Genomic DNA, 24,557 nt, shown 5'->3' on the forward strand with positions numbered 1-24,557 from the left:
TCCTCCATCAAAACGGCGATGGTGATCCAAGCTTTCGATTGAATGACAAAGGGCTTGGGGCATGCAATTTGGTTAATACCTGTGCTTCTTTGGTGTTGGGAAGGGCCGCGGTGGCTAAGGCCACCGCGCCTTTGACGTGTGCTACGGTGCCAGATTTCAGGCAGACGGCAAGATCAAACTGATTCGCTTCGGCCCGTCGGTTTTTTCGCCCGGCTTCCGCTCTTGTCTGGCCCGTTTGCGCTGGAGCCAATTAATTTCACCGACCGCACAAAAATGCGCCAAAAGGATCGTTTGAGTCACGCCGACGTAACGGTACCGGTACTAGTCTATCCATGTAGCCGCAAGTTAACGCGTTCAAAAACAAGAACAAAAGCTGAAAAAAATGCGTTGGTGAGCGAAAGGGCAGAAGGGGAACTAAGCTCGTAATTCGATGTAAGATGAGTTCGAATGGGCTTAGGACTGCACACAGGGAGGCCGATAAAAAGAATACAGAAGACGACTGGCCGAAGCCTATCTCGAACGCGCTCTCAAAAGGGCGCGTTTTGTTTTTGTGCGCAGACGATCACGGGCGGCGGCTGCTGCAACCCCTGTGCAGGGTTATAAAAGAGCATTTGACATCAATGCGATAGCGCCAAGAGTTAAATGATACGATCACTTTATGAGGTCGCGTCCACTTTCGCTGATGGCTCAAAAATCCCGGAAATTCACTGTTTATTAACCACGCATTGTTGCAATGCGTTATATTGTGTTACTAAATAGGTGATGACTATGATCGGGGGCTTACCAGTCAAGCAGAGACGTCAGCGGGGAAAAAACCGCCCGCGGGGCATATCGGGCGCCATCTCCATCGCTTCGATGAAGACCTTCTGGGGACTCATGCGGGCTTACTGGTTCTCGGACCGATGGGCTGAAGCATGGGCTCTTACAGCTGCAATCGCCTTGCTCACCGCGGCCTCAAGCAAAGCCAGTGTCTGGATGGCGGAAGCTTCCGGCGAATTGCTTAACTCTCTCGTCACTGTCCACGATCCCTTCAACCAAAACCCTCTTGGCATTATTCTGACCAATGCCGGAATCCTGGTCCTGTTAATGGTGGTGAAGGAAGCCGGGTTCGTCGGATTCCGCCATCTGCTTTCAACCACGCTTCATCGTAAGTGGAGGGGGTGGTTAAACGCCAGGTTCAACGATGCGCTCCTCGACGCAAACCATGCGCACTACCATTTGCAGCAGGGTGATCGCGCGGCAATGCCCGACAATATCGATCAGCGCGTACAGGAATCGATCAAGGGCATGACCGGCGGTGCCATCGGTCTCGCCATGGGGGTACTCGGGGTGGTGATGTCCGTCATCTTCGTCGGGCAGAAACTGATCGAGATGTCTACGCAGGTCGCCGGCCTTGAGTTTTTGGGGGCATACGCCAGCGCGGTGTTGGCTTTCGTCGCCATCGCGTTTTATGTGCCGCTGAGCACCTGGGCCGCCATGCGTATTGGCAGAGTGCTGGAGAAACTGACACTCCAGATGCAGCAGACCGAGGGAACATACCGCAGTGAACTGACCACATTTCTTCGCCGCAGCTTTCAGGTTGCCGCCTCAGAAGGCGAAGGTGTGCAGAAAAAGGGTCAATGCCCGTCTTTACTCGGGTGTCGACGGAACGTGGGCAAGGCTGAACCTCTTTGACGCCGCCTACATGTCGTTCACGGCAGTGTACAACTTTTTTGCCGCACGGATCGTGGCCTATCTTCCGGGCCTCCTGCCTTACATGGGCAACACCATCAGCCTCAAAAGTTACATTACCGGGGCTGAACTTGTCGGTTCGATGATCAACGAATGCTCATGGTTCATTCAGGTGATGCCTGCCATCGCCAACCTGAAGGCCAACGCGCGGCGCGTCACTGAGCTTGCTGCAGCCGTGGACGCGGTCTCTGTTCCTGCTGATTACTACGCAACGAGCGGCATCAGCGCGTTCACATTCAGCACCCAGCATGAACTTTTCGGGCTCACGCTGAAGAAATTTGAACTTATGCACAGGTCGGACGATGCGCAGAGCTTTCTCTTGGCCGACCATCTGCATTTTCATAAAGGGGACTGGATCTATCTCAGAGGAGAATCCGGTTGCGGCAAGACAAGTCTGCTCAAGGCAATGAACGGTCTTTGGCCTTACGGCAGGGGCGAGATCATTTTTCCGCAGAACGCCCGCACGATGTATGCGGCCCAGGAGGTGAAGCTTCCGGGTGTCACGCTCAAGCAGCTCATTTGCCTGCCCTTGAACGATTGCGCCTTCAGCGATGCAGCGGCTGCGGCCGCACTGCACCGTGCCGGCATGGGCGAGTTTATTGAACACCTCACGCATGAGGAACGCGACGGAACATCATGGGACCTACTCCTGTCAGGCGGCCAGAAACAGAAACTCGTGCTTGCCAGAATCCTACTTCACAAGCCCAGCATCCTCTTTTTGGACGAGGCAACCGGTGCGCTGGATCCCGAATCCAAGATCGCTTTCCATCAAGCGATCAAAGACCACTGCCGTGGCGTGACAGTGATCAGTGTCATGCATGAGTTGGAGCCGCCGAAGTCAGCCGATGGACAGGATTATTATTCCCGTGTTCTCGATATCAAAGGCGGCCGGACAGAGTTGAACAGGCTGCGGCGCGCCACCGTTCACAGGGCTCATCCGCAGGTGATCCATCCGCTTGTCGCAGCTGAATAATTCGATGTCCGGTCCGTCGGCCTGACCCTCGCCGAGGGCGGCACAAGAGAAGGGTCCTTGGAATTGGCAAGCCAATTTGGATTGCTGAGAAAAAATGTGTGATGCCCACGTCACTTGGTTCGACGATCTCTGGCATCGGATCGGATGAGAATGTCGTTGATGAAATTCGTTTTCAGTAACGGCTTTATTTCTCTCCCGCGCAGCCCCCTTACGCTTTTTACGCACCAGAATAATCCAGCAAATCCCTGTCGATCCTCTCGTCTTGCAGGCCTGCGGGCAAGATTGCGTTCTCAACCAGAGCCAAACCGTATAATACTGAAAAATAACGTGTTATACCACAAATAACTTGTGAAGTATAACTCGACCGGTGCGAGGTGAGGTGGTATCGCGATGAAGCAAATCGATTTCGTTTTCCGCACCATATTGGCCGAACTTGCTCAACGGGTCGCTGCGGCACCCACGAGCGCGTTTGACGTGGAAGGAAGGTTTGTACCAGTCGCAGTGAAGGGCAGGCGATACTGGTATTTTGACCACCGGGGCGCCGGCGGCGGCAAAGTTCGGAAATATGTCGGGCCTGATGATGATGAGACGACCCAGACCGTCGCCCAATTCAGGGCGCTGAAGGACGACGCGAGCGCGCGGCGCAAGATGGTAAGGATGCTGACGCGGGAGGCCGATCTGCCAGCCCCCGACCCGCTTGCGGGCAAAATTATCCGATGCCTGGCGCAGGCTGGTCTTTTCAGGAGGGATTGCCTCCTGATTGAACGGCACGCTTACGCGTGTTTTCCTGCCTGTCTTGGCATGCAACTGCCCCAGGTCCCGTGGGAGAGAACGCAAACCGGCATCTGCCTATGCGTTCATGCGGCCGCGGACATCGCCACGATCCGTGACGTCTTGAGATCGACCGACCGCAGCTTTGCCCCCGCGTCCTTTTCTGCCGCGCGGCAAGGCGACGTTCGTTTTGCAAATGACGATGGATTTTGGATTGAACTGGCAGCACCGACGCTGCTGGGAGCATACCTTGTCGAAGACCCGGCGAAAGCTGTGATGCTGTACAATTCCGGCATAGAGGTAAGGGTTCCCAGACCAGAGCGCTACGCCATTCATGAACTGATGATGTCAGCGCGAGCGGACGCGGACGATGGAATTCTTGTCCGGGAATATTTCCGGAAGCGCGCCCTTGTCATGATGCAGGCACTGTTAGGCGTAGGACGGCAGGCAGATCTAGCGGAAGCGTTTGAAGCTGCCTGGAGCCGAAATGATACATGGAAAGAGCTCATCGAGCGCGGGATGACTTTGATCGATGATATCGATCTGCGAACCCGAATACTTGAAGGTCTGACACAAGGTATGCAAGATATTGGTCACGACCCGGCTCACGTTCACTAGATTGCTCGGCAGGATTTCGTGGATAGGATCAAGTTACTATGATCCCGGCAGTTTGGGCCGATGCACAAAACAAGGTTTCAGGACGAAAGGGCGGGACCGTAGCCGTTAATGCTTCGCAGCGCCAACGAGTGCATCGTGCGCCTTAAAGGCTTCACACGAAGGTTATCGCAGGTTGCGACAGAGCGGGGTTTGCGCAAATGGGTGGCGGGAAAGTTTCTTGCCGATGCGCTACGGTCGATCAGAGGCTGTGGCCCACGTGGGAAGTGCCTTGCCACGGACCGTGGTACCAGCGCTGAAAACGCATTTTGGCAAACGGGACATGGAGCTGCAGGAGTCAAAGACACCGCCGACCCGCTTATCCCAAGCCGTCAGCCGGGAGGCTCGCGGGGTTCCAGACAATTTCCCACAGATATCCGTTTGGGTCACGGAAGTATCCCGCATACCCGCCATAGAACGTATCCTGGGCAGGTTTGATGATCTCGGCTCCAGCGCGAGCGGCCTCATCCAGCACCTCATCAACGACGAACGACGTTGTGTCCGATGGTGAACGCGGTCGAGCTGACGGGCGTCTTGGGCAGGCCGGTATCATGGGCGATATCGTTCTGAGCCCATATCGCGAGCTTCAACCCACCCGATAGTGTGAAGAACGCGACGGCGCCATGCTCGAACTCGCGGCCGATAATCCCTTCGGTCGGCAACCCGAGGCCGTCGCGATAAAATGCGAGAGAATGCTCAAGGTTGGCGACACCAATTGTCAAGACGGAAATGCGTGGCTTCATGACAGTCTCCTCGGTTTGTCCAACAGCCACAATACTGTCCTCAGCCGTAAAGTCTTGAACGAAACGGCCAATCCAGAGATAATGTCGTGACAGGATGGACATAGCTGTCCGTGGAAGTTCTTGAAGCGCGCGCACGACCAGCGTCTTCCATTGTCAACCAGGTTTCTGAAGGTTCCTTTTCGCGTCTGAAGCGCATGACCGGCGCATGTGGTCATCGCCATCAATTTGTCCAAACGCCACGCCAGCCGCATCGCCCACGATGATCAAGGTTCTCGGGCCTTGAGCTATTCCTTACGCATATTTTGCCGCAACTGTTGTGTCGCTCGGCTGTTTGAATTCGACTTAATGTGACAATTGCAGAACCTTGGCTCTCCCAGCATCAAAGCGAGTAATATTTGCCGGCAAGCGTGTTTAAAACAGTATCGCTCAATGGGACGACGCCGGAATCTTGTACGAAGCGTACTCCGAATTCCGCATCCTTGCGCCAGATGATTTCGGTGATCAGTGCACCGGCATATTGATCGTCAAACAGCCAGAAGCGATTGGGAATGGCACAGTGGCCGACAATCCTGATCCGAGCACCACCTCCGGCAAGATCTTGAAAATGGCATTCGGTTAAAAACTGACCGCCCAGCGTTACCAGCTTACCTGAGCGCAGCCTTGTTCTCTTGCGCTCCTCGAGACGTTTTTCGGTTTTGTTATCCGTTCCGGATGATGACATGGACAGCTGGGACCAACAATGGTGGGTGACTGGTCAGAGGCGAGTGGGCATCTGTTGAGGTCAAATTGATCTGATGTCTGTAACAGCAAAAAATTGCAAATTTGTTATCGCAAAGGAGGGCGGCGGAAGTTACTCCATCACATCAACCCGGCGGGCGCGGAACTGCAACAGTTTTCAACATCGATGGACGATCTTGGTCTTCCTCGAAAGTCGGCTTGCTGCAGACTTCGAATTGTGGCGTTGCCGCGCGCCATCGCGAGACGTCCTGAGGAGATGCGCGCCCCGAGAAGTTTGATGCCAATACGTGCAAGGCTGTTTGCACCTTGGTTCACCGGATACCGACCAGTCGGCACTGCTGTGGCTGCGAACATGATGGCGCTGTGGATCATCGATCTCTGGTCAAAGCCACAAGCCGGTGGGGCTTTGCGTTGACGTCAGCGGCTTGTCGTCCAACCCATGGCTTACCATGTGCGGGAGGCAGCCGAGGCTGACGTGGCCGAAATTCTTCACCGGCTTTCGGTGCACGTCAACGCGCTTGCAACGGTACCATCAACGACTCCCACCGGTTCCATGCGGATGTTTACTTCGACGGTGCATGCAGTGCATTGAGCTGTTTCAGGCAACTGAATCTGTCTGCAAGGTGGTTGCCTGACGGTGGTACCAACTGTTTTTTGATCCGAACCGGTTTTGCCCGCCGAAACATTCATGCATGAAACGAGTTGATAGCTCAGCCAGGAACTGTATCATTGCGGCATTGAATTTTGGATCGTTGAATTTTGTTTTTCGCGTGCAGACGCTTCAACGAAGGTCTTGTTCAAAACTCGATAGAAGCCGTCATCGTGCGCACGCACGATGACGAATTGGTGTTGCTATAAGGAAGGTTCATGATGGCCACTGGTACAGTTAAATGGTTTAATTCCACAAAAGGGTTTGGTTTTATCCAGCCCGATGATGGGGGCACCGATGCGTTCGTTCATATCTCTGCTGTGGAGCGCGCAGGTATGCGCGAAATCGTTGAAGGTCAGAAAATCAACTACGAGCTGGTTCGCGACAAAAAGTCGGGCAAGTTGTCAGCGGATCAGTTGAGCGCTGCTTAACGGCGGCCTTGGGAATGGCCGCAGCGATGGCATCATTGCGATAAAATATGGAATAGAGGCTGGGCTCGTGCCTGGCCTTTTTATCGGCAAGCGGTCCAACGGCTGTTGGTGCTTGGTTCCAAGCCACGATCGAAACATTGGTTTGATGGGATCGGATCCGCTCACTTTTGCGAAGCTGCTTTATCTGCATCGTTTCAAACTGAAGCTGTCGCCGCTTTCGGGCGAATAAAAAGTCAGCGTGGTCCTCGTCACGTTGCGCAGCTGGAAGGCATAGCCGTCCCTCAGCTCGACCCGGTAATTATTGCCGTTGCGCTCGATATTCCTGATCGGTGTCCCATCATAGATTTTCGTGTTCAAATCCCAAAGCCTGCCAGTGCACTTGCCGTCGAGCTGATCCCATTTGCCGACAAAGGCCGGCCCCGCAGCAGGCTTGACCGCTGGTTTAACGGCAGGCTTTGCCATGTTCGCCGCGACGTCGGCCGCTCTTTTGGCATCAGCGGCAGCCCGCGCCGCTTTCGCCTCGGCAGCTTGCTTTTGCTTTGCCTCATCGGCGGCCTTTTGATCGGCGCGTAGCTTCGCGATCCGTGTATCGACCTTGGCTATGTTGTCAACGCCAAGCACGTCGGCGCAGCCAAGGAGCGGCAGCCGAGAGGAAAGCAAACCATCAAGGTCGGCGGCGTCGGCGCGCGATTGCAGATCGCGGCAGGTTGCGGACCTCCGTTCGGCGTTCGCAGCCTTTTCTTGTGCCGCCGTTGCTTGTGCGAGGTTCTGCTCGATAGCTGCCACGTGCTGCTTCGCAGCCTCGATCGTCGCTGCGATACTGCCGACGAAACTCACGGCTGGCACACAGGCCGATTGATCCACTTTCAAATGTTCTGCTGCGGATCGATTGGCATCCGCAATAATGTCCACAGCTTTCTCGCCTTGGCCGATTTCCTCCCGGAACGCGGCCTCTCGCGAAGCGGCATCGGCAAGGGGTTGACTGGCAAACGGATGGTCGGCAAAGCAATAGGCGTCGATGGCCTTTGCATAGGCGTTCGCCTTGACGAAGCTCAGCGCTTCAATAGCGGCGCGCATTTTGTCGTCAACGGCATAGGCCGCGCCGCAAAGAACCGCCCATGTTGCGGCGGCAATTATGAGCCTTTTCATTGGCGCAGATCCTCAGTTAACCAACACGAATTGAAACGCGCTCCACCGGGAAATGTTCATCTGTATTATAATGAATTCTTGCAGAAACAGGTGTTGTTGATTTTGTTCCTCGTCTCAATGTAGACAAATAGGTGCCAATCAAAATGTTCCGTTATCGGCCTTTTCAAAGGATGGGGAATCGAATTGTACAAACGTACGGTCCCTCAGTCTTCTTCAGCCAGCGGCGCCATCTTCCCAGCGGTTCTGAGTGTGCATGGCCGCGACCCCTGATCCAGCCGGCCCGCAGCGAACACGGATTGTGAGTTCTGGCCAATGTGTCACCCGATAAACGATTGAAATCATACGGCTATTTTACCAGTCTTGGACCTGCGTTAATAGGGATCTGCGTCTGCCGTTGGTACGTTGGACAAATGATGCGGCGTGCAATGAGTGGGTGATGACGGCCATTTTCTGAACGTTCAGCTGCGGCTGCGCCGTTTCCCGCCAGCAAAGTGTCTGTGATCCATTCACTGCTGGAAGTAGCTGTATGAGCCATCTGCAGCCTTTTCCCATTTGTACATTACATAGCCCGGGAGAGTGGAGTCGCCTTTTTTGTCGTAGGAGTTATCACCGACAACGTTTTCGGATGGTTCGATTTTGAAGCAAACGTCTTGGCCACGGCCTTCCCTTGCGCGGGGTCAAAGCCATCGTCACCCACCGTAAGCAAGATTTTTTCTCGCCGTTGATACCGCCGGCGGCGTTGTTTTCAGCGGCAGCCGCTTCGGCGCCCTTCTGAATCTGAAGCCCATATGCACCGTATTCGCCACTAAAGGGCGCTCCTATTCCGATCAGAACGTCAGCGTCGGCAAGACTGCAGAACGCAAGCATTGCCGCAAAGGCAACGCCGGAAAAAATGTCGGTTTCATTTCTATTGTTCCCTGGTGCGAACAAGCACTGGATCGACAATGATGTGAACAGCGATAACTGCAAGGGCCGCCGATTGTTTTTCAATAGCTATTTTAATGAATGCCCGGTTCAAGTTGCGTAAGGGCTTGAACGCGATCGGAACAGGCGGCCGATATCTTTAGTTGACGAAGCGGACGACAACGCCCGGCCTGACCATTCCAGCCAGCTCCTCGGCGTCCCAGTTCGTCAGACGAACGCAGCCATGCGACCCGACTTTGTTGATAAGCTCGGGATCAGGCGTTCCATGAATGCCGTAGGTTGGCTCGGTTAGATCGATCCAGACACTGCCGACCGGCCCATTGGGGCCCTTGGGGATGGTGAGGACCTTGTCGTTCTTTCCTTGCTTAAAGTTGACCTTTGGGTTGTACCTGAAGACGGGCATCCGCGCGGCGCCCTTCACCTTGTGCCTACCCCTTGGAGAAGGATTGTCCTGGCTGCCAACTGTCGCGGGATACGCCGCGAGAATGACATCGCGATTATCGTAAGCCGTGACCTGCCCGGCCGCCTTGTCGGCTTCGATGCGGGCCACCTTTCCTTGGCGCGCGGGACCCGGCATCGCTACCTGGACTGTCTCCCCAGGGACGAAATCCGAACCTGGATTAAGCGCCGTCAGCAGGTCGATATGCATGTGGAATCGCTCTGAAAGCTTTTCGGCGAGCGCTGGTGTAACCCAAGCTGGGCATCTTCGCCTTTTCGCCGTAGTCTGCGGGAATATCTTCCACGAGGCCTTTTGCGTCGTCAGCCGTGACCGTGTAGGTGCCGATAATCGGGCCACCCGTCTCCAGCCTGCTGATTACGTCGGAGTCGATGATGCCGTCCGGGGGCATCCCCGTCATCTTCTCGAAACTGGCCACCGCCTTGGTCACGTTCGATCCATAAATGCCGTCGATCACCCCCGGCGATGTTCCCGCGCGGTCGAGGAGGACCTGAAGGCGGACGATCGCAGGATCGGGATCCGCTGATGGTTTGGAAGCGCGCTCCGCCGGGATTGTGGACAGGGATGCAGAATTGATCGCGTCGGGTTTGACCTCTGCGGCTTCAGCGGCGATGACGGAAACGACAAGGAAGAACGTCGACAGTCCAACAAATGTTTTCATGTCCGCTCAATGGACTTGCGATGAAGATGTTCCGAAAATAATTGTTCTTCTGTTAGAATTCAGGAACCAATCAAAATCGGTAAAAATCGGCATTTCAAAGAAAGGGTTCATCCATCGCCTTCGAAATTGACAGGCACCGTTGTTTGAGTTTGACAGTCGAGGCAGTGTCAGCAGTTCGACATGGCGATGGTTCGTCTCGAGCATAGGAGGGTATTGGCCCCGAACAAACCTCGCCAATCATTGCGATGCAATGCTTTTCGATCTTCGACGGGGTGACGAGCGACACATTGCAGTCGCTGCATTATCGCGCCCATCGTTTTGGCTGCGGATAGAACGATAAATCTCGAGAGCCCGGCCCAGGAAGTGTGAAAGCGACGAATTCACCTGCAACCGCGGTGCCGCGGGTTCGGACATCGTCCATATCGTCACAACCCGTATTGACGATCTTTGCATATTGTCTTCTCCGTCCATCGTCATTTGGCAAATACCGGTAAACACAGCCACCGAAACTGCAGTCTCACAACGTGAAAGCAATGTCGTCGGCAGATAAGTCCGCAAGCGAAACATCTTCGATGAGGATACCTTCGATTTCACCATGAAAGGCGACATAGACGCCCTCCTGTGTGTCATGCGAGGCAGCGACAAAGGAAGCAAAATTATAGATGCTGGTGTCGCCCGGATAGAAGCCCCCCAACTCGATCACGTCGCCACTTTGGGTGTCAAAGTCGACGATATGGTCGATGCCTATGCTGCTGCCGTCTACCTCATATCCAGTCCAGCGGAATGTGTCAGCGCCCGCACCGCCGATCAGTCGATCCGCTCCCTCTTGGCCGGCGAGGGTGTCATTGCCGCCGCGACCCTCGAGAAGATCATCGCCACTTCCTCCCCGGATAATGTCGTTACCGTCAGCGCCGCGCAGGGTATCATCATGCTCACCATAAACGTTTATCTGAAAATCTTCGACATTGACAAAGGTCAGGCCCGTCGAGCTTGATCCGCTCGCGGCGTCAACATTGATCGCAACCGATGGATTGGAGACGGTGATCTGAAGCGTATCGTGGCCATCGCCGCCATCAATGTCGGTCAGCCGCGCGGCAAAGATCGAGTCGTCACCGGCGCCGGCCCTGACAGTGGTGATCTGCGTCGTATTGGCGTTAACGACCGCGAAATGGTCATCACCATTGCCGCCGTCGAGCATATCGGCGCCACCGTGGCGGTTATCGAGCCGATCATTGCCTTCGCCGCCCAATAACGTGTCATTGCCTTCATCGCCATCGAGGAAGTCAATACCGTCGCCACCAGAGAGGTGGTCATCGCCTGCACCTCCACTCAGTGAGTCGACTCCGTCACCGCCCTCAAGGCGGTCATCATCGCCTTCGCCATAGAGGTAGTCATTGTTTTCGCCGCCAAACAGGTAGTCGGTGCCATTGCCGCCGAAGAGGTTGTCGCGACTGCTGCCGCCGAGCAAAGTATCACTGCCGCTACCGGTCCGTGCGTAGACCCGCTCGAAATTGTGAAAGGTCGTATCGGTCGATGCAACGCCATTGACCACATCGAGCGTGATATCATCGGTCCGATCCGTATCTTCAAGCCGCAGCATGTCGTCACCGTCGCCGCCATCGAGTTCGGCAGACGAAAGTGTTGTCGTGATGCTGTCGTCGCCACTGCCGCCGGAAAGATGATTGGCCCCGAGCCGATCGATGATCGTGTCGTTGCCCGCACCGGCGTCGATAACATCAGCACCCAGGAAACTTATGTCATTATAGGTGTTCGGCAATGACTGGCCGCCGATGATGTCCGCGCCGTCTCCGGTCGAGATAACGTCGTCACCCGTGCCACCCTCAACGGTGTCGTTGCCGCCACCGGTCGTCAGCTCCAGCCGCTCAATGCCGCGGTAGAAGATGTGATTGGCGGTCTCTACCGGGTCAGCGAAGGTTGCGTGGCGGTTCATGCCGTTAAACGTGACTGGGTTGCCCGTCCCCGAAAGATTGATGACCAGCGTGTCGATGCCGTCACCTCCCCGCGCCGCGCCACCCGTTGCGTTGAGTTCCAGCCGGTCATCGCCATCGCCGCCATCGAGCTCGTCATAGCCGCTGAAACTCATCAGCACGTCGTTACCGGCCCCGCCATAGAGAAAATCGTTCCCAAGCCCGCCGTCCAGGGTGTCATTGGCGCCGAGGCCCCAGATATTGTCGTTTTCGTCTGTCCCGAACAGGGTGTCGTTAGCATCAGTGCCGACCATCTTTACCATCGCCTTCATCCTTTCCGAGATTTTGAAAGGAAGTTATAGGCAAACAACGGTTCCATACAAGTATTACATTGATTACACATTATTAATTTTATGTAGTTCAATTATACTTCAAATCTCAAATCAATATGCAGCACTATCTTTCAAATAAGTGAAAGGCAAATCTGCATGTTTTTGCGTTATTTACTCTGGCCGGCGAGCACTTCGCACCGCGTATGAACCGGAAGTTCCACACCTTCGAGAAGGCCGATCGCTATCCGACGCTGGCAAACCAAATCGCTATGCGCGCTGATCGATTCAGCTTGCGTCTGGAGTGCGAAGAATGCGGTAATTCGCGCGCGTCTCGACGAGGCAGCTTATCAAGGCTCCGGCAAGACCGGTTCCCGGTTCCAGGCCGCGCGTTCGTTGAGTTCGGCTTCGAAGCGGCCGAAGACCACGCGGCCGTGCGCCAACGTTCCGCCTTGCGGCAGCCGTGAGAAGAAATGGACGTCGACCAAGCCCGACTCCGGCTCTGGCAGGCGAGCGATCAGCGCGTAGGGCTTGAGCGGTTCGGCGAGTTCGATCCATCCGCTCGAGGCGAGCACGCCAACGTCCTGCTCCGCGTCATCCGGGCCATGGCCGGAGCGGGTAACCACGAGTTGCACCAGGAGCCGCGTCTTACAAAGACCGTCATCGATCTTCGCTTCGCAGGACACCGCAGCAAGTCCCGATACCGCCGGCAAGCTGATGCAGGCTGCCGACGCCGGCGTCACCCGCAAGGGGCGCAGCAACACCCGGCCACGATCGATGTAGCCGAAATAGGGATAGGCCCAGGTGAGCTCCCTTGTCGATCGCACTGCGGCGGTTACATGCTCGGGAATCGCTAGCACCGGATTGGCCGGCAAAGGCGCGGCGTCAGAACTGGCAACCGTTCCTACGCCAGGAATACCGCCCCAGAGCCTGAGTGCCAGCATCCTGCCGTTCGCAGTGTCGCTGTCGGGCCTTGAAAAGGCGTATTCCTTGAGAAGACCGGCCGGGGCGCACGAAAGCCGGGGCGCCGTCGCTCCGCCAGAGGCATGGATCCGAAGTTCGAGAGCGCGCCAGGTAAGGGTCGAAGCCGTCGGCAAACGCAAGGGCAGCCAACCTGCATTGATCTCGCGATAGGGTATCCGCCAACGTGCCAATTCCGCGTCTGCCTCCCGGGCGATCAGCTGCACTTCGACAACACCGTCTCCCGTGCCCGGAGCGGCCAAGTGGAGATCTATGCCCAGGAGCCCACGGGCCCCCATCGGTAGGCGCTGGCGCAGACCGGACGTCGAAATGCTGTCCGCTGGCCCTGTCACCGGAACAGCCGTATCGCCGTAGGCAGCGGGAGTCTCGAAGACGAGACGAGGCGGTGCGACACGAAGGTTCGCCAGCAGTTCTTCGAGTTCTGGGGGCAGCCGGACGTTGTGAGCCCAGCTTTCGCGCAGGCTTGCCAGGTCTTCGATCAGCAGTTGGTTCGCCCGCGTCAGGCGATCGACCTCGGCTAGCGAACGTTCAATTAGCACCGCGCTCAACGTCGCCTCATCGCCGTGAACGAAAATCGGCTCGGCCCCAACGTCGCCGACGGTTGACCACCAATTGGCCAGGCCGGCCAGCGGAACCGCGCCTTCAGGACTCCAGACGGCCCAGACATTGGTGGGCGGCAGCTCGATCGTGTGCCAATCGATTTCGGCTGCGCCGTCGTTGTTCACCAGGACGAAATCGGTGTCGTTTGACGTTTCCGCCACAAGCCAGCACAACGCATCGGTTGGCGGGACGAAGCTCCAGGACGGGGTCCGTGGTTTCAGCACCAGGATTTTGGGGCGCCCGCTATAAAGGACAGGCAGCAATTCAGCAGAGGCTCGCAGCATCAGGCAGAGAAACTCCGATTCTGTTCGACCGCGCAGGCCGTCGTGTCCGAGCCTTTTAGGGTCGCGATGGATGCCCGTTCGGCATCCGGCCAGAGCCTCAGCTTTCCAGGCGGAATTCCAAGGCCGCGGCAAAGTTGCAGCATTTGCCGTGTTTCCGGAAAGATCGCGTCGTAGGCCTGCTCAAAGGCGGCGCAGGCCGTAACCAGATCGCCGGCAGAGCGGGCTTGGTGTTCGGCAAGAAAGGCCCAGGTCCTGACCTTGAGCTGCCGCAGGGCGCCTGCGACCAGATGCACCACCGAACTCTCAACTGAAACGACGAGGGAATACGCGGCAAGTGTCGCCAAGGCGGCCTGTCTGTCGCGCCAGTCGAGGAGCGGGAGGCTCGCTCCGAGATAGTCCTGGCGTGCCGGCTCGACGCGACTGCAAAGGGAAGCTAGCGGCAGCGACACGAGCTCGGCAAAGGCGCCCAGATCCTTATACTGGCCTGAAAACCGTTCCCCGAACGTCACAAGATGCAGAACACTTCCCTCCTTTCGCAAGGCGTCGCCGAGCTGCGCGGCGCGGGCGACAGACGCGGATGAAGCCTCGTCGATAACGAGCGCTACGCATCGTCCGGTCGCGGTGGGAAAAACGGATGGGGTGTTGAACAGCTCACCATAGAAATCGCGCGGCACAGCGGCCTGCGCCCGATACCGGTCACGTTTTGCGGCACGCCAAAGCGCACGGCTCTCGCGCGTCGCCACCTCGTCCAGAGCGCGCCGCAAGGAACTAAGGCCTTCGGCCGCTGGCCGTGGCGTTTCGATCTCCTGCGCACAGCCGAGCGCCAGGTTGAAGAAGCGACCACTGAGCGGCTTGACGGTGTGCCAGTGATTGCCATGGGCGAACCCGCCGTCCGGAAAATGATGCGCGAGCAGCGCGCCGGCCTCGATGGCCACAATCTGAGCGGTTTCTGGCGGGGAAGGGATGTGCTGCGCCGTCAGGCGGCTGGCCGCAACCGAGGTCCAGCTCAGCGTCAAAGCGGTTGAGGAGCGGATCACGATCGAACAAGCAGCAATCGTTGCACTTGTTACCGCACATTCCAGCTTCCAGAGCAGGCCGGCGAGCAGGTGCGATCGTTCCAGAATATCGTAGAGTGTTTGATCCATGAGGAAAAGGTGGCCCGGGCAAAGACCGTAGCCGGGTCGCTCGACGGCCCGCAACAGGCGGACAAGATAGTGGTCGAGCGTCATGAGCTGGTCTTGTCCGACCGCAGTCATGCATCGGACAAGACCAGTATCGGGATGATAGATGGCGTACCGCGACCGCGCCTCGATTTCCATGCTCAGCACGGCCTTCACGTTGTAGAGCCGGGAATGCTTGCCGCGGATATAGGCGAGGATCGGCGCGAAATCTCGTTCCGCCTCGACCAGCATACTCTCGCCGCGACGACGATAGCGAAAGCCGGCGTCTGGTACATGGACGCCGCGAAATCCCTTGCCGAGCCCTTGCAGCCAGAAGTCCCAATCCTCCACGCCCTTGCGCATCGCCGCGTCAAAGCGGATGCCAGCGTCGAGCATGCGCCGCGAAACCGCGCTACCAGCCTCGCAGAAACTGCGGAACAGATGCTCCAAGGGCGAGTAGTCGCCGGACGTGTCGTGAAAACTTGCAAATCCGAACTTGTCGACATCGGCATAGGCCCAGCCAACTGTCGCATCCGACGCACGCAGCGCATCGACCATGCGCTGCAAGAGGAGAGGACCGATGTGATTGTCGCAATCCAGGAAATAGACCGCTTCCAGCGCGGGAAACGCACGAAGAGCGAACTTCGATGCCCGAATTTCGCGCCGCGCTGAGGCCCCCATTGGACTTTTTCAGGTAAAACACCTTGCCCGGGTAGGCGGCCGAGAAGTTGAGGCAGATGTCGTGTGTTTCCGGCGAGGGACAACCGTCGTTGACGACCACGACCGCGAAGGCGAACTCAGTCCGTTGCGTGACGGCGGTATGAAGCGCCTCGGCGGTCAGCGAAGGCTGGCCATAGGCCGGTACAAGAATGACAGCGCGCACTTCCGTTTCCACCCTAGTGCCCACGCCCCCTCCCGTTTCCTTCAAATCGCGCTGCGGTAAAGGAGCGACGCCCGCCGTCTCCCGGCCATCAATTAAGAGGTGCGTTGCAAGCCGTCAAGCCAGACGCGAGGTGGCTAAGCGGCCAGGCCCCCGCAAAGCGTTGCCAGCGATTGGTGAATAGGATCGATGTCCGTGAACGCGTTAGCGCCGACGTTCCGCAAGGAGTTCGTCTCGTTTGGCACGGCAGAATCTTAATTTCCTCAGATTGCGCCCGAATGGCGCCGGCTGCGATGACAAGGAGATGGTTGGCTCCGAGCAAAGCAGCAGCTGAAGGGCGAACAATTCAAGGTCATCCGCGAGAATTTGATTGTCCATGGTTATTTGGTGTCTCAATTGCAGTCTTGTATCAGCCTTGGCGGCCGATCATTACAAATGCTGGTGTCGTGCCGAGCGCTTCAGTCAAGCTTGATAGGCCAACGGCTGCCTTCTCCCATTTGAACATTTACGCGCGGCTCTTTCGCTGCCGACGTCATGGCAAAGGTCGATGTCCGCGCGTCGGGGCAGCGTTCCAGGCGGGCATCGTGTGGACCAATTGCTTGCCGCCGACATGCCATCTACCGGTCACACCGCGCTTGCGCTTGTTGCAGCGTTCGCGCAATGGAAGTGATCCGTAAAACCCAGATGCACAGGTCCTTTGTCGCGTCCAATGTGCGGACATACCGTTCAACGAACGAAGCAACGCTGGTGAATTGTTCTCTTGCTCCTCGGGACGTTTTTCGGTTTTGTTATCCTTCCCGGATGGTGACATGGACAGCTGGACGATGGGTGACCGGTCAAAGGCGAGTGGGCATCTGTTCAGATCAAGTTGATCGGAGGTGTGCAACATCAAAAATTGCACATCCCTCATCCCAAAGGAGCGCGGCGGACGTTCATCCGTCACGTCGGCCCGTCAGGCGCGAAGCGGCAACAGTTTTCTGGCAACATCGATGAAAGCGCGAAGCTTGGGCTGTGACTGGGCACGTTGCGGAAAATAAAGGAAAAGCCCCGGTGTGGTGGGTAAGAAGGGCTCCAGAACACGCTCGAGCAGTCCAGCACCCAGCTCCGGCTCGGCCGCGATGTCAGCGACATAGGAAAGGCCAAGTCCCGCCTTCGCAAAAGAGACCAGGAGCGCGCCATCGTTGACAATAATGGCTCCCGGCGGATCGACCGAGACAGAACGCCCGTTGCGTTCAAATTCCCATCGGTAGAGCGCCCCCGAGGCCGGGAAGCGGTATCGGATGCTCTCATGACGGGTCAGGTCTTCAGGTGTCAGGGGGCGGCCATGGGCAGCCAGGTAGGAGGGGGCGGCCACCAAAGACCAGACAATATCACGCGTCAGTCTTACTCCCACCATGTCGCGTTCGACATATTCGCCAATGCGGATGCCGGCATCGAAACCGCGTCCCAGCAAGTCGACGGTTGCATCTTCGACAGCAACTTCGACCGCAATCCTCGGGTGAGCGCGTCGAAGCGCCGGCACCACGGGGTCAATAACAAGGGGCACTGCCATGCGCGGCACCGTGAGGCGCAGGAGACCCGATGGCTCATCTCCCATCGCGCCGGCAGTTTCGATGGCCCGCGCAATGTCGGCTGCCGCGGGGCGCACGCGCGACAACAAGGCGGCCCCCGCTTCGGTCAGGCCAACCCGGCGTGTGGTGCGAACAAACAAAGGTGTACCGAGCCGCGCCTCCAGGGCCTTGACCGCCTGGCTCACGGCCGCTGGCGAAACGCCCAATCGCGCGGAGGCAGGTGTGAACCCGCCCTCATCCGCGACGGCTAGAAACGCAGCTAGACCGGAAAATGGGTCCCGTATGATGCTCATGATTATAAAGCTACACTAAAAAGTTTTCAAAGATACCTGCGATTTATCCAGTCAATAAATGAGGCTATTGTGCCGTGAGTGTCCTGTTGGAGGATAAGCAATGACGAACAGATCTGGAGACACCGTTGGGCGGCGTCAGGTTCTCGCGGGCATGCTGGCGACCGGCACGCTGGCAGGGCAGGATTTCATATCATCGGCAGCAGCCGAAACACCGGGTGCATTTGTGGACAAAGTGGTTCTCGTCACCGGCGCCACTTCCGGCATCGGGGCGGCAACCGTTGCAGCTTTTGCCAGCGCCGGCGCTAAAGTTGCCTTCAATGGAAGACGTGACGCCCTTGGTAAAAGGGTGGAGGCAGACCTTCGCGCTGCCGGTGGTGACGTCATGTATCTCAAATCGGACGTGCGTGACGCTGGCCAGATGGAGCAGTTTGTATCCGATGTGGTTGCGCGTTACGGAGGCATTGATGTCGCCTTCAACAATGCAGGCATTGACTTGCCGCCGGCGCCGATTGCCGATACAGATCTTGTGGGTTTCGATGACCAGATCGCAACGAACCTGCGCGGTGTATTTGTCTCAATGAAATATGAGATGCCGCATCTTGTGCGCTCCAAAGGCGCCATGATCAACATGGCATCCATTGGCGGTCGCCATGCCTTTCCCAATATCGTTGCTTATGGTGCCTCGAAGGCCGCGGTCATTCATATGACGCGCGCCGCGGCGCAGGAATATGGCCGCAACGTGCGCATCAATGCGATCGCGCCGGGCGCGATCGAGAGCCCGATGCTTGAGCGCGTGCGCCGGGACTGGAACGTTACCAACGAACAACTCGTTGCCCCTTATCCGATGCGCCGGGTCGGTACGCCCGACGAAGTCTTAGCTTTGGTGCTGTTTCTCGCTGGTGACCAAAGTTCATATCTCAGTGGACATGTTATCGGAATTGACGGAGGTGATCTTCCTTGAAACGGCGCATGATCCAGCTTTTGAATGGTTGTGTGTGCTGGCAGCGCCTCCATTTTGTTGGACAGATGCTGGCGCCGCACGCCAGCACCGCAAATCGTATTTCCGGCCTAGTTGACCTGCGAGATCCGCCAACGGCACTTTGTCTAATCGCAAAACGCCATCATCATCTTTATCAGCCAAATATCTCTGCTGCAGATTTCCCCATTGCCCGAAGACGTTCTGGCAGTTGGGGCAGCGAATTATGCTGTGATCCGTCAGCAGCCGCGGGGATACAACAATCACCCGGCAACAAACGCCGCATTCAAACTCGGGATACAGCTTCGCAGTCATCCTGATGCTCCAGCTAAAGGATGGGACAATCTATCGATTCTTGGCTGGATTGGGAGTCGCCAATTGTAAGTATGCCTAACCAATTCATGTTAGGCGCGACCGGCGCTCTACATCATGAATGGACGATAAGCCGATTGTGCATCTGAGACTTGGCTATTCGCGCGCAGCAACTGCGTGGTCTCGGCAGCTGAGCAGGGTTTTCCGAAATAGTATCCCTGGCCGAGATGGCAGCCAAGTTCGCACAGCTGTCTGACCTGTTCGGCCGTTTCTATTCCCTCGGCAACAACGCGAATATTCAAACGTGTGGCTATATCCATTATTGCCGCAACAATGATCGAACTTGGACTTTCCCGGGAAAGGCTTGCCACAAAAGATTGGTCTATCTTGATAATGTCTACCGGAAAGCACATCAGATGCGTAAGAGAGGCAAACCCGGTGCCAAAATCATCCAGCGCCACCAGGAGCCCTTTCTCCCGCAGGGCCCTGACCGCTTTTGCGACAAATTGATCCGTGCCACCCATAAAAACCGACCTCGTTCACCTCGAGCAGGATATGTTCAAGCGGCACATTCAGCTTGGCAAAGCACCCTTCAATCTTGTCTTGCAAACTGCCGTAACGAAAATCGCCGGTCGTTACATTGATACCGACATGCTGAACGGGAATTCCAAGATCAAGCCAGCCTCTGATATCTTCGGCCACCTGGTTCAGCATGGTTTCGGTGACCAGAGACGCGATCTTGGCATCTGTGAATGCCGTTGCGAACGAGCCGGCGGAGGCGATTTCGCCGTTTGAATCCTGCATTCTAACGAGCGCTTCCAACCCAACGATTTCTGCCGAATCCAGGCGCGCGATGGGTTGATAATATGCAACAATGCGCTGCTCAGCGAGGGCGGAATCGACGCTGCGCACGACGTTGATACGCTCAATGATGGTCGTTCTCAGTTCCGGCCGGAAATGCACGTAACCGCCCCGGTCCGTTTCTTTCGCATGATACAGGGCAAAATCGGCATTCTGCCGCAGCATATCGGCATCGGTCCCATCAGCGCCGAACAGCGCGCCTCCTATGGTTACACTCGAAACCAGCGTTTCGACGCCCAAGGCAATTTGTCTCTTTGTCCTGTGAAGAATTTCCAAGGCGGCCGCATCCAAGTCATGGGCCGTTTTGCAATTGTCGAGAATGACCGCGAACTCATCGCCGCCCAGCCTGTAAGCAAATGTCTGCGTTTCATCAGACCCGATCATGGTCGCCACACTCTTGATCAGGCGATCACCTGCAAGGTGCCCCATGGTATCATTCACTGCCTTCAGGTGATCAATATCGACGAGCAGCAGGCCAAAGGGGGTTTTTGCAGCAATGCGTTCGCGCAGCATCTCGTCAAATCGGCTGCGGTTGGACAAGCCGGTTAACGCATCGAAATATGCAAGCTTGTAGTCGCGGGCCTGTACTTCCTCATGCTCTATCGCGATTGCGCACAGATGAACACAGGTTTGTACAATGCGCTTTTCGAGCTCGTTCGGCCCTCTGGCGGATCGGTAATAGATGGCAAATGTACCCACCACACGCTCATCGCGAGACTTGATCGGCGTCGACCAACAGGCGCGCAGGCCAAGGGGCAGTGCAAGCGCCTTGAAATCCTTCCATAAGGGATCCGTTTCAATGTCCGACACAATGACGGCTTGGCCACGATCGGCAGCCGTCCCGCATGATCCCACAGACGGCCCAATTTCCAATCCGTCCAGCGCCCTTGAATAGGTGTCTGGCAAACTGGGACTGGCGAGGGGGTGAAGACGGTTTTTGTCGTCGACAGTGAGGATCGAGCAGATGATCCCCGGCACCAGGTTTTCTATCCGGCGGCATAGAATATTGGCGATCTCTTCCAGCTTGTCACTGTAAGCAACAGCTTCCAGTATTTCATTTTGAATATGGAGCAGGAGATCGCTGACGCCAGGCTTCATATGTGCTTTCCGTTTTTAACAAACTCCGTGACAGTATTGCCTTTTTTGCCAATGCGATAAGAACTAGCACTTTTCTATGAAAAAATCATGGATAAGAACCCATCGTCGCGTGGCGATTTCATTCTCGGCGACCCGGAATTGTTGCAAATAGGTCAACCGGGGCGTTCGCCATTGCTTGCCTGCCTGAGTTGCTCAAAATATTTGGCATGGAAACGGACATACCCGGCTTCCGTTTCCTTCAGGTGCGTATTTATCAGCGCATGAAATTCCGGCAGCCGGTAAAAGGGCACGCCCGGATAAGCATGATGCTCAGCGTGATAGGGCATGTTCCACGCCAGTTTGCGGATCAACCAGCTCGTGGTGGTGGTCCTGCTATTTTCCAGCATGTTGGCGACAAAGGGGCAGCGGCCATGCTCGGCCAGGAGATAAAGGCGCAGGAAAGGCTGTCCCAGTATTGCGGGCAAAATCCAAACATAGACGAGGACGGCGGTGTAAAGAAAAACGGAAATGCCGATTATGAGGGCATATAAGATAAGCATCACCTGAGCTTCGATGCGAACCTTTGCATGGCCCTTTGCCGGCACAAATGCATCGCGGCAACGGCCCGCAGCATTGACCGCAAGCGTCTTGATCTGCCCCCACCAGACCGTAAGCCCCGACAGATGCACAAAATATTCGCGCAGCGTTTCCGGCTTGGGAAAGGCCAGCTCCGGATCGTTCTGCGGATCCTGCGTAAAGCGGTGGTGAGCAAAATGGAAATAGCGAAACCAGTCGGATGGCAGCACAATCATGAAGCTGCACGCGCGCGCGACAATGTCGTTCAGCACCTGCGTTTCAAAGGGGGTGCGATGAATTGATTCATGCAAAAGGGTAAACAGGAACACGATCAAAATGCCTTGCGGCAGCATGAGCAGCGGCCAAAAGGGCACCTGCACAGTGATGAGCCAGCCGAGCAAAACCATAACGCCCCAGTGAACGGCGAGCTGAACAAGGCCCACACTGTCTGATTTGGCCGTCAGGCGGTCGCGTTCCGCCGATGTCAGGGAAGCGATAATCGTCCGATGGTCCATAGTGCCGAGCCTGCCTGTGTTGAGACTGCCGATCAAGCATACCCTATGCCAGTATTCGTCGTCCTTAAACGATGTTTGTCGGTAATGGGGGAAAGATGCGCCTTTAGCATGAGCGCGTCTTTCCTCCGGAGGTCTTCAAGGCTGCTCTTGCCTGCGGCACGGCGCAAGAACCAGCGTTGATCTCACGCCAGTGAGCGCACCTTTGGTTCGCGATCCCAATAGCGCCTGGCTGCCGCCTCAACGAAGTTGTCGTCAATCAAGACAACGCCCTGGTCCGGTTCTATTCCTGCTTTGTCGAGGAGTTCCTTGGCTTCCGGCCCGTATCCGATGGCTTTGAGATGGCCGAAGGCATCCATCACCCATTGGACGGCAGCGCCTTCATTGATCAGCGTCTTTGTGGCGCCTTGAGAAAGAAGGACGGCAATGGCATCGAACAATTGCGACGGTGAGCCCATCAGCTGGCCGTCAGCTTTTACCATTGTGCCGTCCGCCAATTTCGCACCGCCAATTTTTGGAGCGACCAGCAACGCCCTGGCACCGGCCGTTTGAATCGCTTTGGTCAGCTTGGCCAAAGCGGAAGCATCCGTGCCATCGGCAATCAGAATGCCAATGGTCCGTCCCTCGATCGTCGCTTTCATGTTGGTGTGAATACTCAGCGCAGGCGACGGTTCCATGTCGAAGGGTGCACGGGCAGCGGGCGCCTTTTGGGAAGCTCAATACCCAATCCAGCAGCAACACGTTTGGCCAGATCTTCGTCGACATTTCGCAGATTGCCGACCATTCGTGGCGGCACTTGCGCCAACCCTACCTTTGAAAGTTCGAACACGAATGATGACGCAATGTGGGCTTGCTCTGATGGCTGTTGCGAGCGCCAGAACAGCCTTGCCTGACTGTAGTGATCGGCAAATAGTTCGGCACGAACACGCAGCTTGTCGCCCTGTTCTTGCTGCTGTGAGCGTCCCTGGAATGTGATGAACCCGCTCACAGGGCATTCGCGTGGGCCCCCTTCTTCATCGTGCCCAGCGAGACTGTTCGGCTCGTAATTGGCGCGCCCCTTGGGCACGTTCATCTGCATTTGCCCATCCCGTTGAAAATTCATGACGGGACATTTGGGTGCGTTGATTGGCAATTGATGAAAGTTTGCAGTGCCAAGGCGGGATTTTTGCGTATCGAGATAACTGAACAAGCGACCCTGGAGCAGGGGATCGTTAGAAAAATCGATGCCAGGGACGATGTTTGCCGGGCAATAGGCGGCTTGCTCGGTTTCTGCAAAGAAATTGTCCGGGTTACGGTCAAGGACCATGCGACCGACAATGCGCACCGGAATGATCTCCTCGGGAATGATCTTGGTTGCGTCGAGAACATCATAGGGTTGTGCATCGGCGAAATCCTGGTCGAACAGCTGAAGACCGAGTTCCCACTCCGGGAAATTGCCGGATTGAATGGACTCCCAAAGATCACGCCTTTGATAGTCATTGTCGGCAGCCTGGAGTTTGAGCGCCTCGTCCCACACGGTCGATTGCAATCCGAGTTTTGGCTTCCAGTGGAATTTGACGAAGGTCGACTTTCCCTTCGCATTCACAAGTATGAATGTATGAACGCCAAATCCTTCCATCGTACGGAACGAACGGGGAATGGTGCGATCCGACATGGCCCACATGAGCATGTGAGTGGTCTCCGGCATTAAAGATGCCCAATCCCAGAACGTATCATGGGCGCTGCCAGCCTGCGGGAAGGCTCTGTCGGCCTCCATCTTCACCGCATGGACGAGATCTGGAAACTTGATGGCGTCCTGGATGAAGAAAACTGGAATGTTATTGCCGACCAGGTCCCAGTTGCCTTCCTTGGTGTAAAACTTGACGGCGAACCCACGCACATCTCTGGGGGTATCGACCGATCCCGCACCACCGGCGACCGTTGAAAATCGCGTGAATACCGGTGTTTTTTCTCCCGGGCGCTGGAAGAGGTCGGCTTTGGTAATGTCGGAAAGGGATTCGAAGAGTTCAAAAAAACCATGGGCCGCCGAGCCGCGCGCATGGACGATGCGTTCGGGAATGCGTTCATGGTCGAAATGAAAGATTTTCTCTCGAAGGACGAAGTCCTCAAGCAGTGTCGGGCCACGCTCGCCCGATCGTAGACTGTTCTGGTTGTCGCTGACGTGGATCCCCTGATTGGTTGTCAGGTGATTGGTCCCCGTGTGCGGTCCCTTTTCAGGGACATGCTGGTGCGTTTCGCCGCCGGTTCCCCGATCGGTGTCGAAAGTATTATCGGTAGCCATAATACCGCCCTCGCTGTTGGTGGAATCAGTTTAACGGGGCGCGTGGGAGAAGGTT

General features: G+C 56.4%; 14 protein-coding genes and 5 pseudogenes. 6 read left to right on the top strand and 13 right to left on the bottom strand.

Annotated features, from left to right (window positions below):
* The first annotated feature begins 855 nt into the window (after positions 1-855).
* Both N8E89_RS23470 and N8E89_RS23475 read left to right on the top strand, forming a co-directional pair.
* Positions 856-2,704, top strand: a pseudogene (locus N8E89_RS23470) (ABC transporter ATP-binding protein/permease).
* Between the two features lie 390 nt (positions 2,705-3,094).
* Entirely contained in the window at positions 3,095-4,093 is a 999-nt protein-coding gene (locus tag N8E89_RS23475) for a GSU2403 family nucleotidyltransferase fold protein (protein WP_262262214.1), read from the top strand.
* A 355-nt stretch (positions 4,094-4,448) separates the two neighbouring features.
* Here the strand turns inward: N8E89_RS23475 and N8E89_RS23480 are convergent.
* Both N8E89_RS23480 and N8E89_RS23485 read right to left on the bottom strand, forming a co-directional pair.
* Positions 4,449-4,872, bottom strand: a pseudogene (locus tag N8E89_RS23480) (VOC family protein).
* A gap of 379 nt (positions 4,873-5,251) precedes the next feature.
* Positions 5,252-5,593, bottom strand: coding sequence for a PilZ domain-containing protein (locus tag N8E89_RS23485; RefSeq protein WP_262262216.1), 342 nt, complete (start codon positions 5,591-5,593; stop codon positions 5,252-5,254).
* Positions 5,594-6,480: 887 nt separating this feature from the next.
* Between N8E89_RS23485 and N8E89_RS23490 the strand changes: the two genes are divergently transcribed.
* Positions 6,481-6,690 (top strand): cold-shock protein, encoded by a 210-nt coding sequence (locus N8E89_RS23490; RefSeq protein WP_106666230.1) that lies wholly within the window; start codon positions 6,481-6,483, stop codon positions 6,688-6,690.
* Positions 6,691-6,870: 180 nt separating this feature from the next.
* Here the strand turns inward: N8E89_RS23490 and N8E89_RS23495 are convergent, their stop codons facing one another.
* The 6 genes and pseudogenes from N8E89_RS23495 to N8E89_RS29525 form a co-directional block, all read right to left on the bottom strand.
* Positions 6,871-7,839 (bottom strand): hypothetical protein, encoded by a 969-nt coding sequence (locus tag N8E89_RS23495; RefSeq protein WP_262262218.1) that lies wholly within the window; start codon positions 7,837-7,839, stop codon positions 6,871-6,873.
* Positions 7,840-8,902: 1,063 nt separating this feature from the next.
* A pseudogene (locus tag N8E89_RS23500) lies at positions 8,903-9,881 on the bottom strand (L,D-transpeptidase family protein).
* Between the two features lie 517 nt (positions 9,882-10,398).
* Entirely contained in the window at positions 10,399-12,132 is a 1,734-nt protein-coding gene (locus N8E89_RS23505) for a calcium-binding protein (protein WP_262262220.1), read from the bottom strand.
* Between the two features lie 356 nt (positions 12,133-12,488).
* Positions 12,489-14,003: a DUF6212 domain-containing protein gene (locus N8E89_RS23510; RefSeq protein ID WP_262262221.1), complete on the bottom strand. Its 1,515-nt coding sequence runs from the start codon at positions 14,001-14,003 to the stop codon at positions 12,489-12,491.
* Entirely contained in the window at positions 14,003-15,844 is a 1,842-nt protein-coding gene (locus N8E89_RS23515; RefSeq protein WP_262262222.1) for a glycosyltransferase family protein, read from the bottom strand. The genes N8E89_RS23510 and N8E89_RS23515 overlap by 1 nt, the downstream gene beginning before the upstream one ends.
* A gap of 22 nt (positions 15,845-15,866) precedes the next feature.
* Positions 15,867-16,070: pseudogene (locus N8E89_RS29525) on the bottom strand (hypothetical protein); the annotation flags it as partial.
* A 520-nt stretch (positions 16,071-16,590) separates the two neighbouring features.
* Between N8E89_RS29525 and N8E89_RS23520 the strand changes: the two are divergent.
* The gene (locus N8E89_RS23520; protein WP_262262223.1) at positions 16,591-16,713 is read left to right on the top strand and encodes a hypothetical protein; all 123 of its coding nucleotides are present in this window, start codon (positions 16,591-16,593) and stop codon (positions 16,711-16,713) included.
* Positions 16,714-16,995: 282 nt separating this feature from the next.
* Here N8E89_RS23520 and N8E89_RS23525 read toward each other — a convergent pair whose 3' ends face one another.
* Positions 16,996-17,907, bottom strand: a complete 912-nt coding sequence (locus N8E89_RS23525) for a LysR family transcriptional regulator (protein ID WP_410010402.1) — start codon at positions 17,905-17,907, stop codon at positions 16,996-16,998.
* A gap of 100 nt (positions 17,908-18,007) precedes the next feature.
* On the opposite strand from N8E89_RS23525, the gene N8E89_RS23530 reads away from it, so the two are divergent.
* Together N8E89_RS23530 and N8E89_RS23535 are read left to right on the top strand one after the other, a co-directional pair.
* Positions 18,008-18,868: an SDR family NAD(P)-dependent oxidoreductase gene (locus tag N8E89_RS23530; protein ID WP_262262225.1), complete on the top strand. Its 861-nt coding sequence runs from the start codon at positions 18,008-18,010 to the stop codon at positions 18,866-18,868.
* A complete protein-coding gene (locus tag N8E89_RS23535) occupies positions 18,865-19,203 on the top strand; it encodes a hypothetical protein (RefSeq protein ID WP_262262227.1) in 339 nt (112 codons plus the stop codon). Before N8E89_RS23530 ends, N8E89_RS23535 begins: the two co-directional genes overlap by 4 nt.
* Positions 19,204-19,305: 102 nt before the next feature.
* Here N8E89_RS23535 and N8E89_RS23540 read toward each other — a convergent pair whose 3' ends face one another.
* The 4 genes and pseudogenes from N8E89_RS23540 to N8E89_RS23555 form a co-directional block, all read right to left on the bottom strand.
* Positions 19,306-19,656, bottom strand: a complete 351-nt coding sequence (locus tag N8E89_RS23540; RefSeq protein WP_262262229.1) for an EAL domain-containing protein — start codon at positions 19,654-19,656, stop codon at positions 19,306-19,308.
* Complete coding sequence (locus N8E89_RS23545; protein WP_262262231.1) at positions 19,643-21,154, bottom strand: diguanylate cyclase domain-containing protein; 1,512 nt, start codon at positions 21,152-21,154, stop codon at positions 19,643-19,645. The genes N8E89_RS23540 and N8E89_RS23545 overlap by 14 nt, the downstream gene beginning before the upstream one ends.
* A 152-nt stretch (positions 21,155-21,306) precedes the next feature.
* Positions 21,307-22,224: a fatty acid desaturase family protein gene (locus N8E89_RS23550; RefSeq protein WP_262263308.1), complete on the bottom strand. Its 918-nt coding sequence runs from the start codon at positions 22,222-22,224 to the stop codon at positions 21,307-21,309.
* A 182-nt stretch (positions 22,225-22,406) separates the two neighbouring features.
* Positions 22,407-24,502, bottom strand: a pseudogene (locus N8E89_RS23555) (catalase).
* Positions 24,503-24,557: the final 55 nt, after the last annotated feature.

It is taken from the genome of Phyllobacterium sp. A18/5-2, from assembly GCF_025452215.1.
Taxonomy (GTDB): domain Bacteria; phylum Pseudomonadota; class Alphaproteobacteria; order Rhizobiales; family Rhizobiaceae; genus Phyllobacterium; species Phyllobacterium sophorae.

Coding starts and splice junctions, on each gene's coding strand:
- N8E89_RS23490 (WP_106666230.1), top strand. CDS start 6,481: ATGGCCACTGGTACAGTTAAATGGTTTAATTCCACAAAAGGGTTTGGT.
- N8E89_RS23525 (WP_410010402.1), bottom strand. CDS start 17,907: ATGAGCATCATACGGGACCCATTTTCCGGTCTAGCTGCGTTTCTAGCC.
- N8E89_RS23515 (WP_262262222.1), bottom strand. CDS start 15,844: ATGGGGGCCTCAGCGCGGCGCGAAATTCGGGCATCGAAGTTCGCTCTT.
- N8E89_RS23545 (WP_262262231.1), bottom strand. CDS start 21,154: ATGAAGCCTGGCGTCAGCGATCTCCTGCTCCATATTCAAAATGAAATA.
- N8E89_RS23475 (WP_262262214.1), top strand. CDS start 3,095: ATGAAGCAAATCGATTTCGTTTTCCGCACCATATTGGCCGAACTTGCT.
- N8E89_RS23505 (WP_262262220.1), bottom strand. CDS start 12,132: ATGGTAAAGATGGTCGGCACTGATGCTAACGACACCCTGTTCGGGACA.
- N8E89_RS23520 (WP_262262223.1), top strand. CDS start 16,591: ATGTCCGCGCGTCGGGGCAGCGTTCCAGGCGGGCATCGTGTGGACCAA.
- N8E89_RS23550 (WP_262263308.1), bottom strand. CDS start 22,224: ATGGACCATCGGACGATTATCGCTTCCCTGACATCGGCGGAACGCGAC.
- N8E89_RS23495 (WP_262262218.1), bottom strand. CDS start 7,839: ATGAAAAGGCTCATAATTGCCGCCGCAACATGGGCGGTTCTTTGCGGC.
- N8E89_RS23510 (WP_262262221.1), bottom strand. CDS start 14,003: ATGCTGCGAGCCTCTGCTGAATTGCTGCCTGTCCTTTATAGCGGGCGC.
- N8E89_RS23485 (WP_262262216.1), bottom strand. CDS start 5,593: ATGTCATCATCCGGAACGGATAACAAAACCGAAAAACGTCTCGAGGAG.
- N8E89_RS23530 (WP_262262225.1), top strand. CDS start 18,008: ATGACGAACAGATCTGGAGACACCGTTGGGCGGCGTCAGGTTCTCGCG.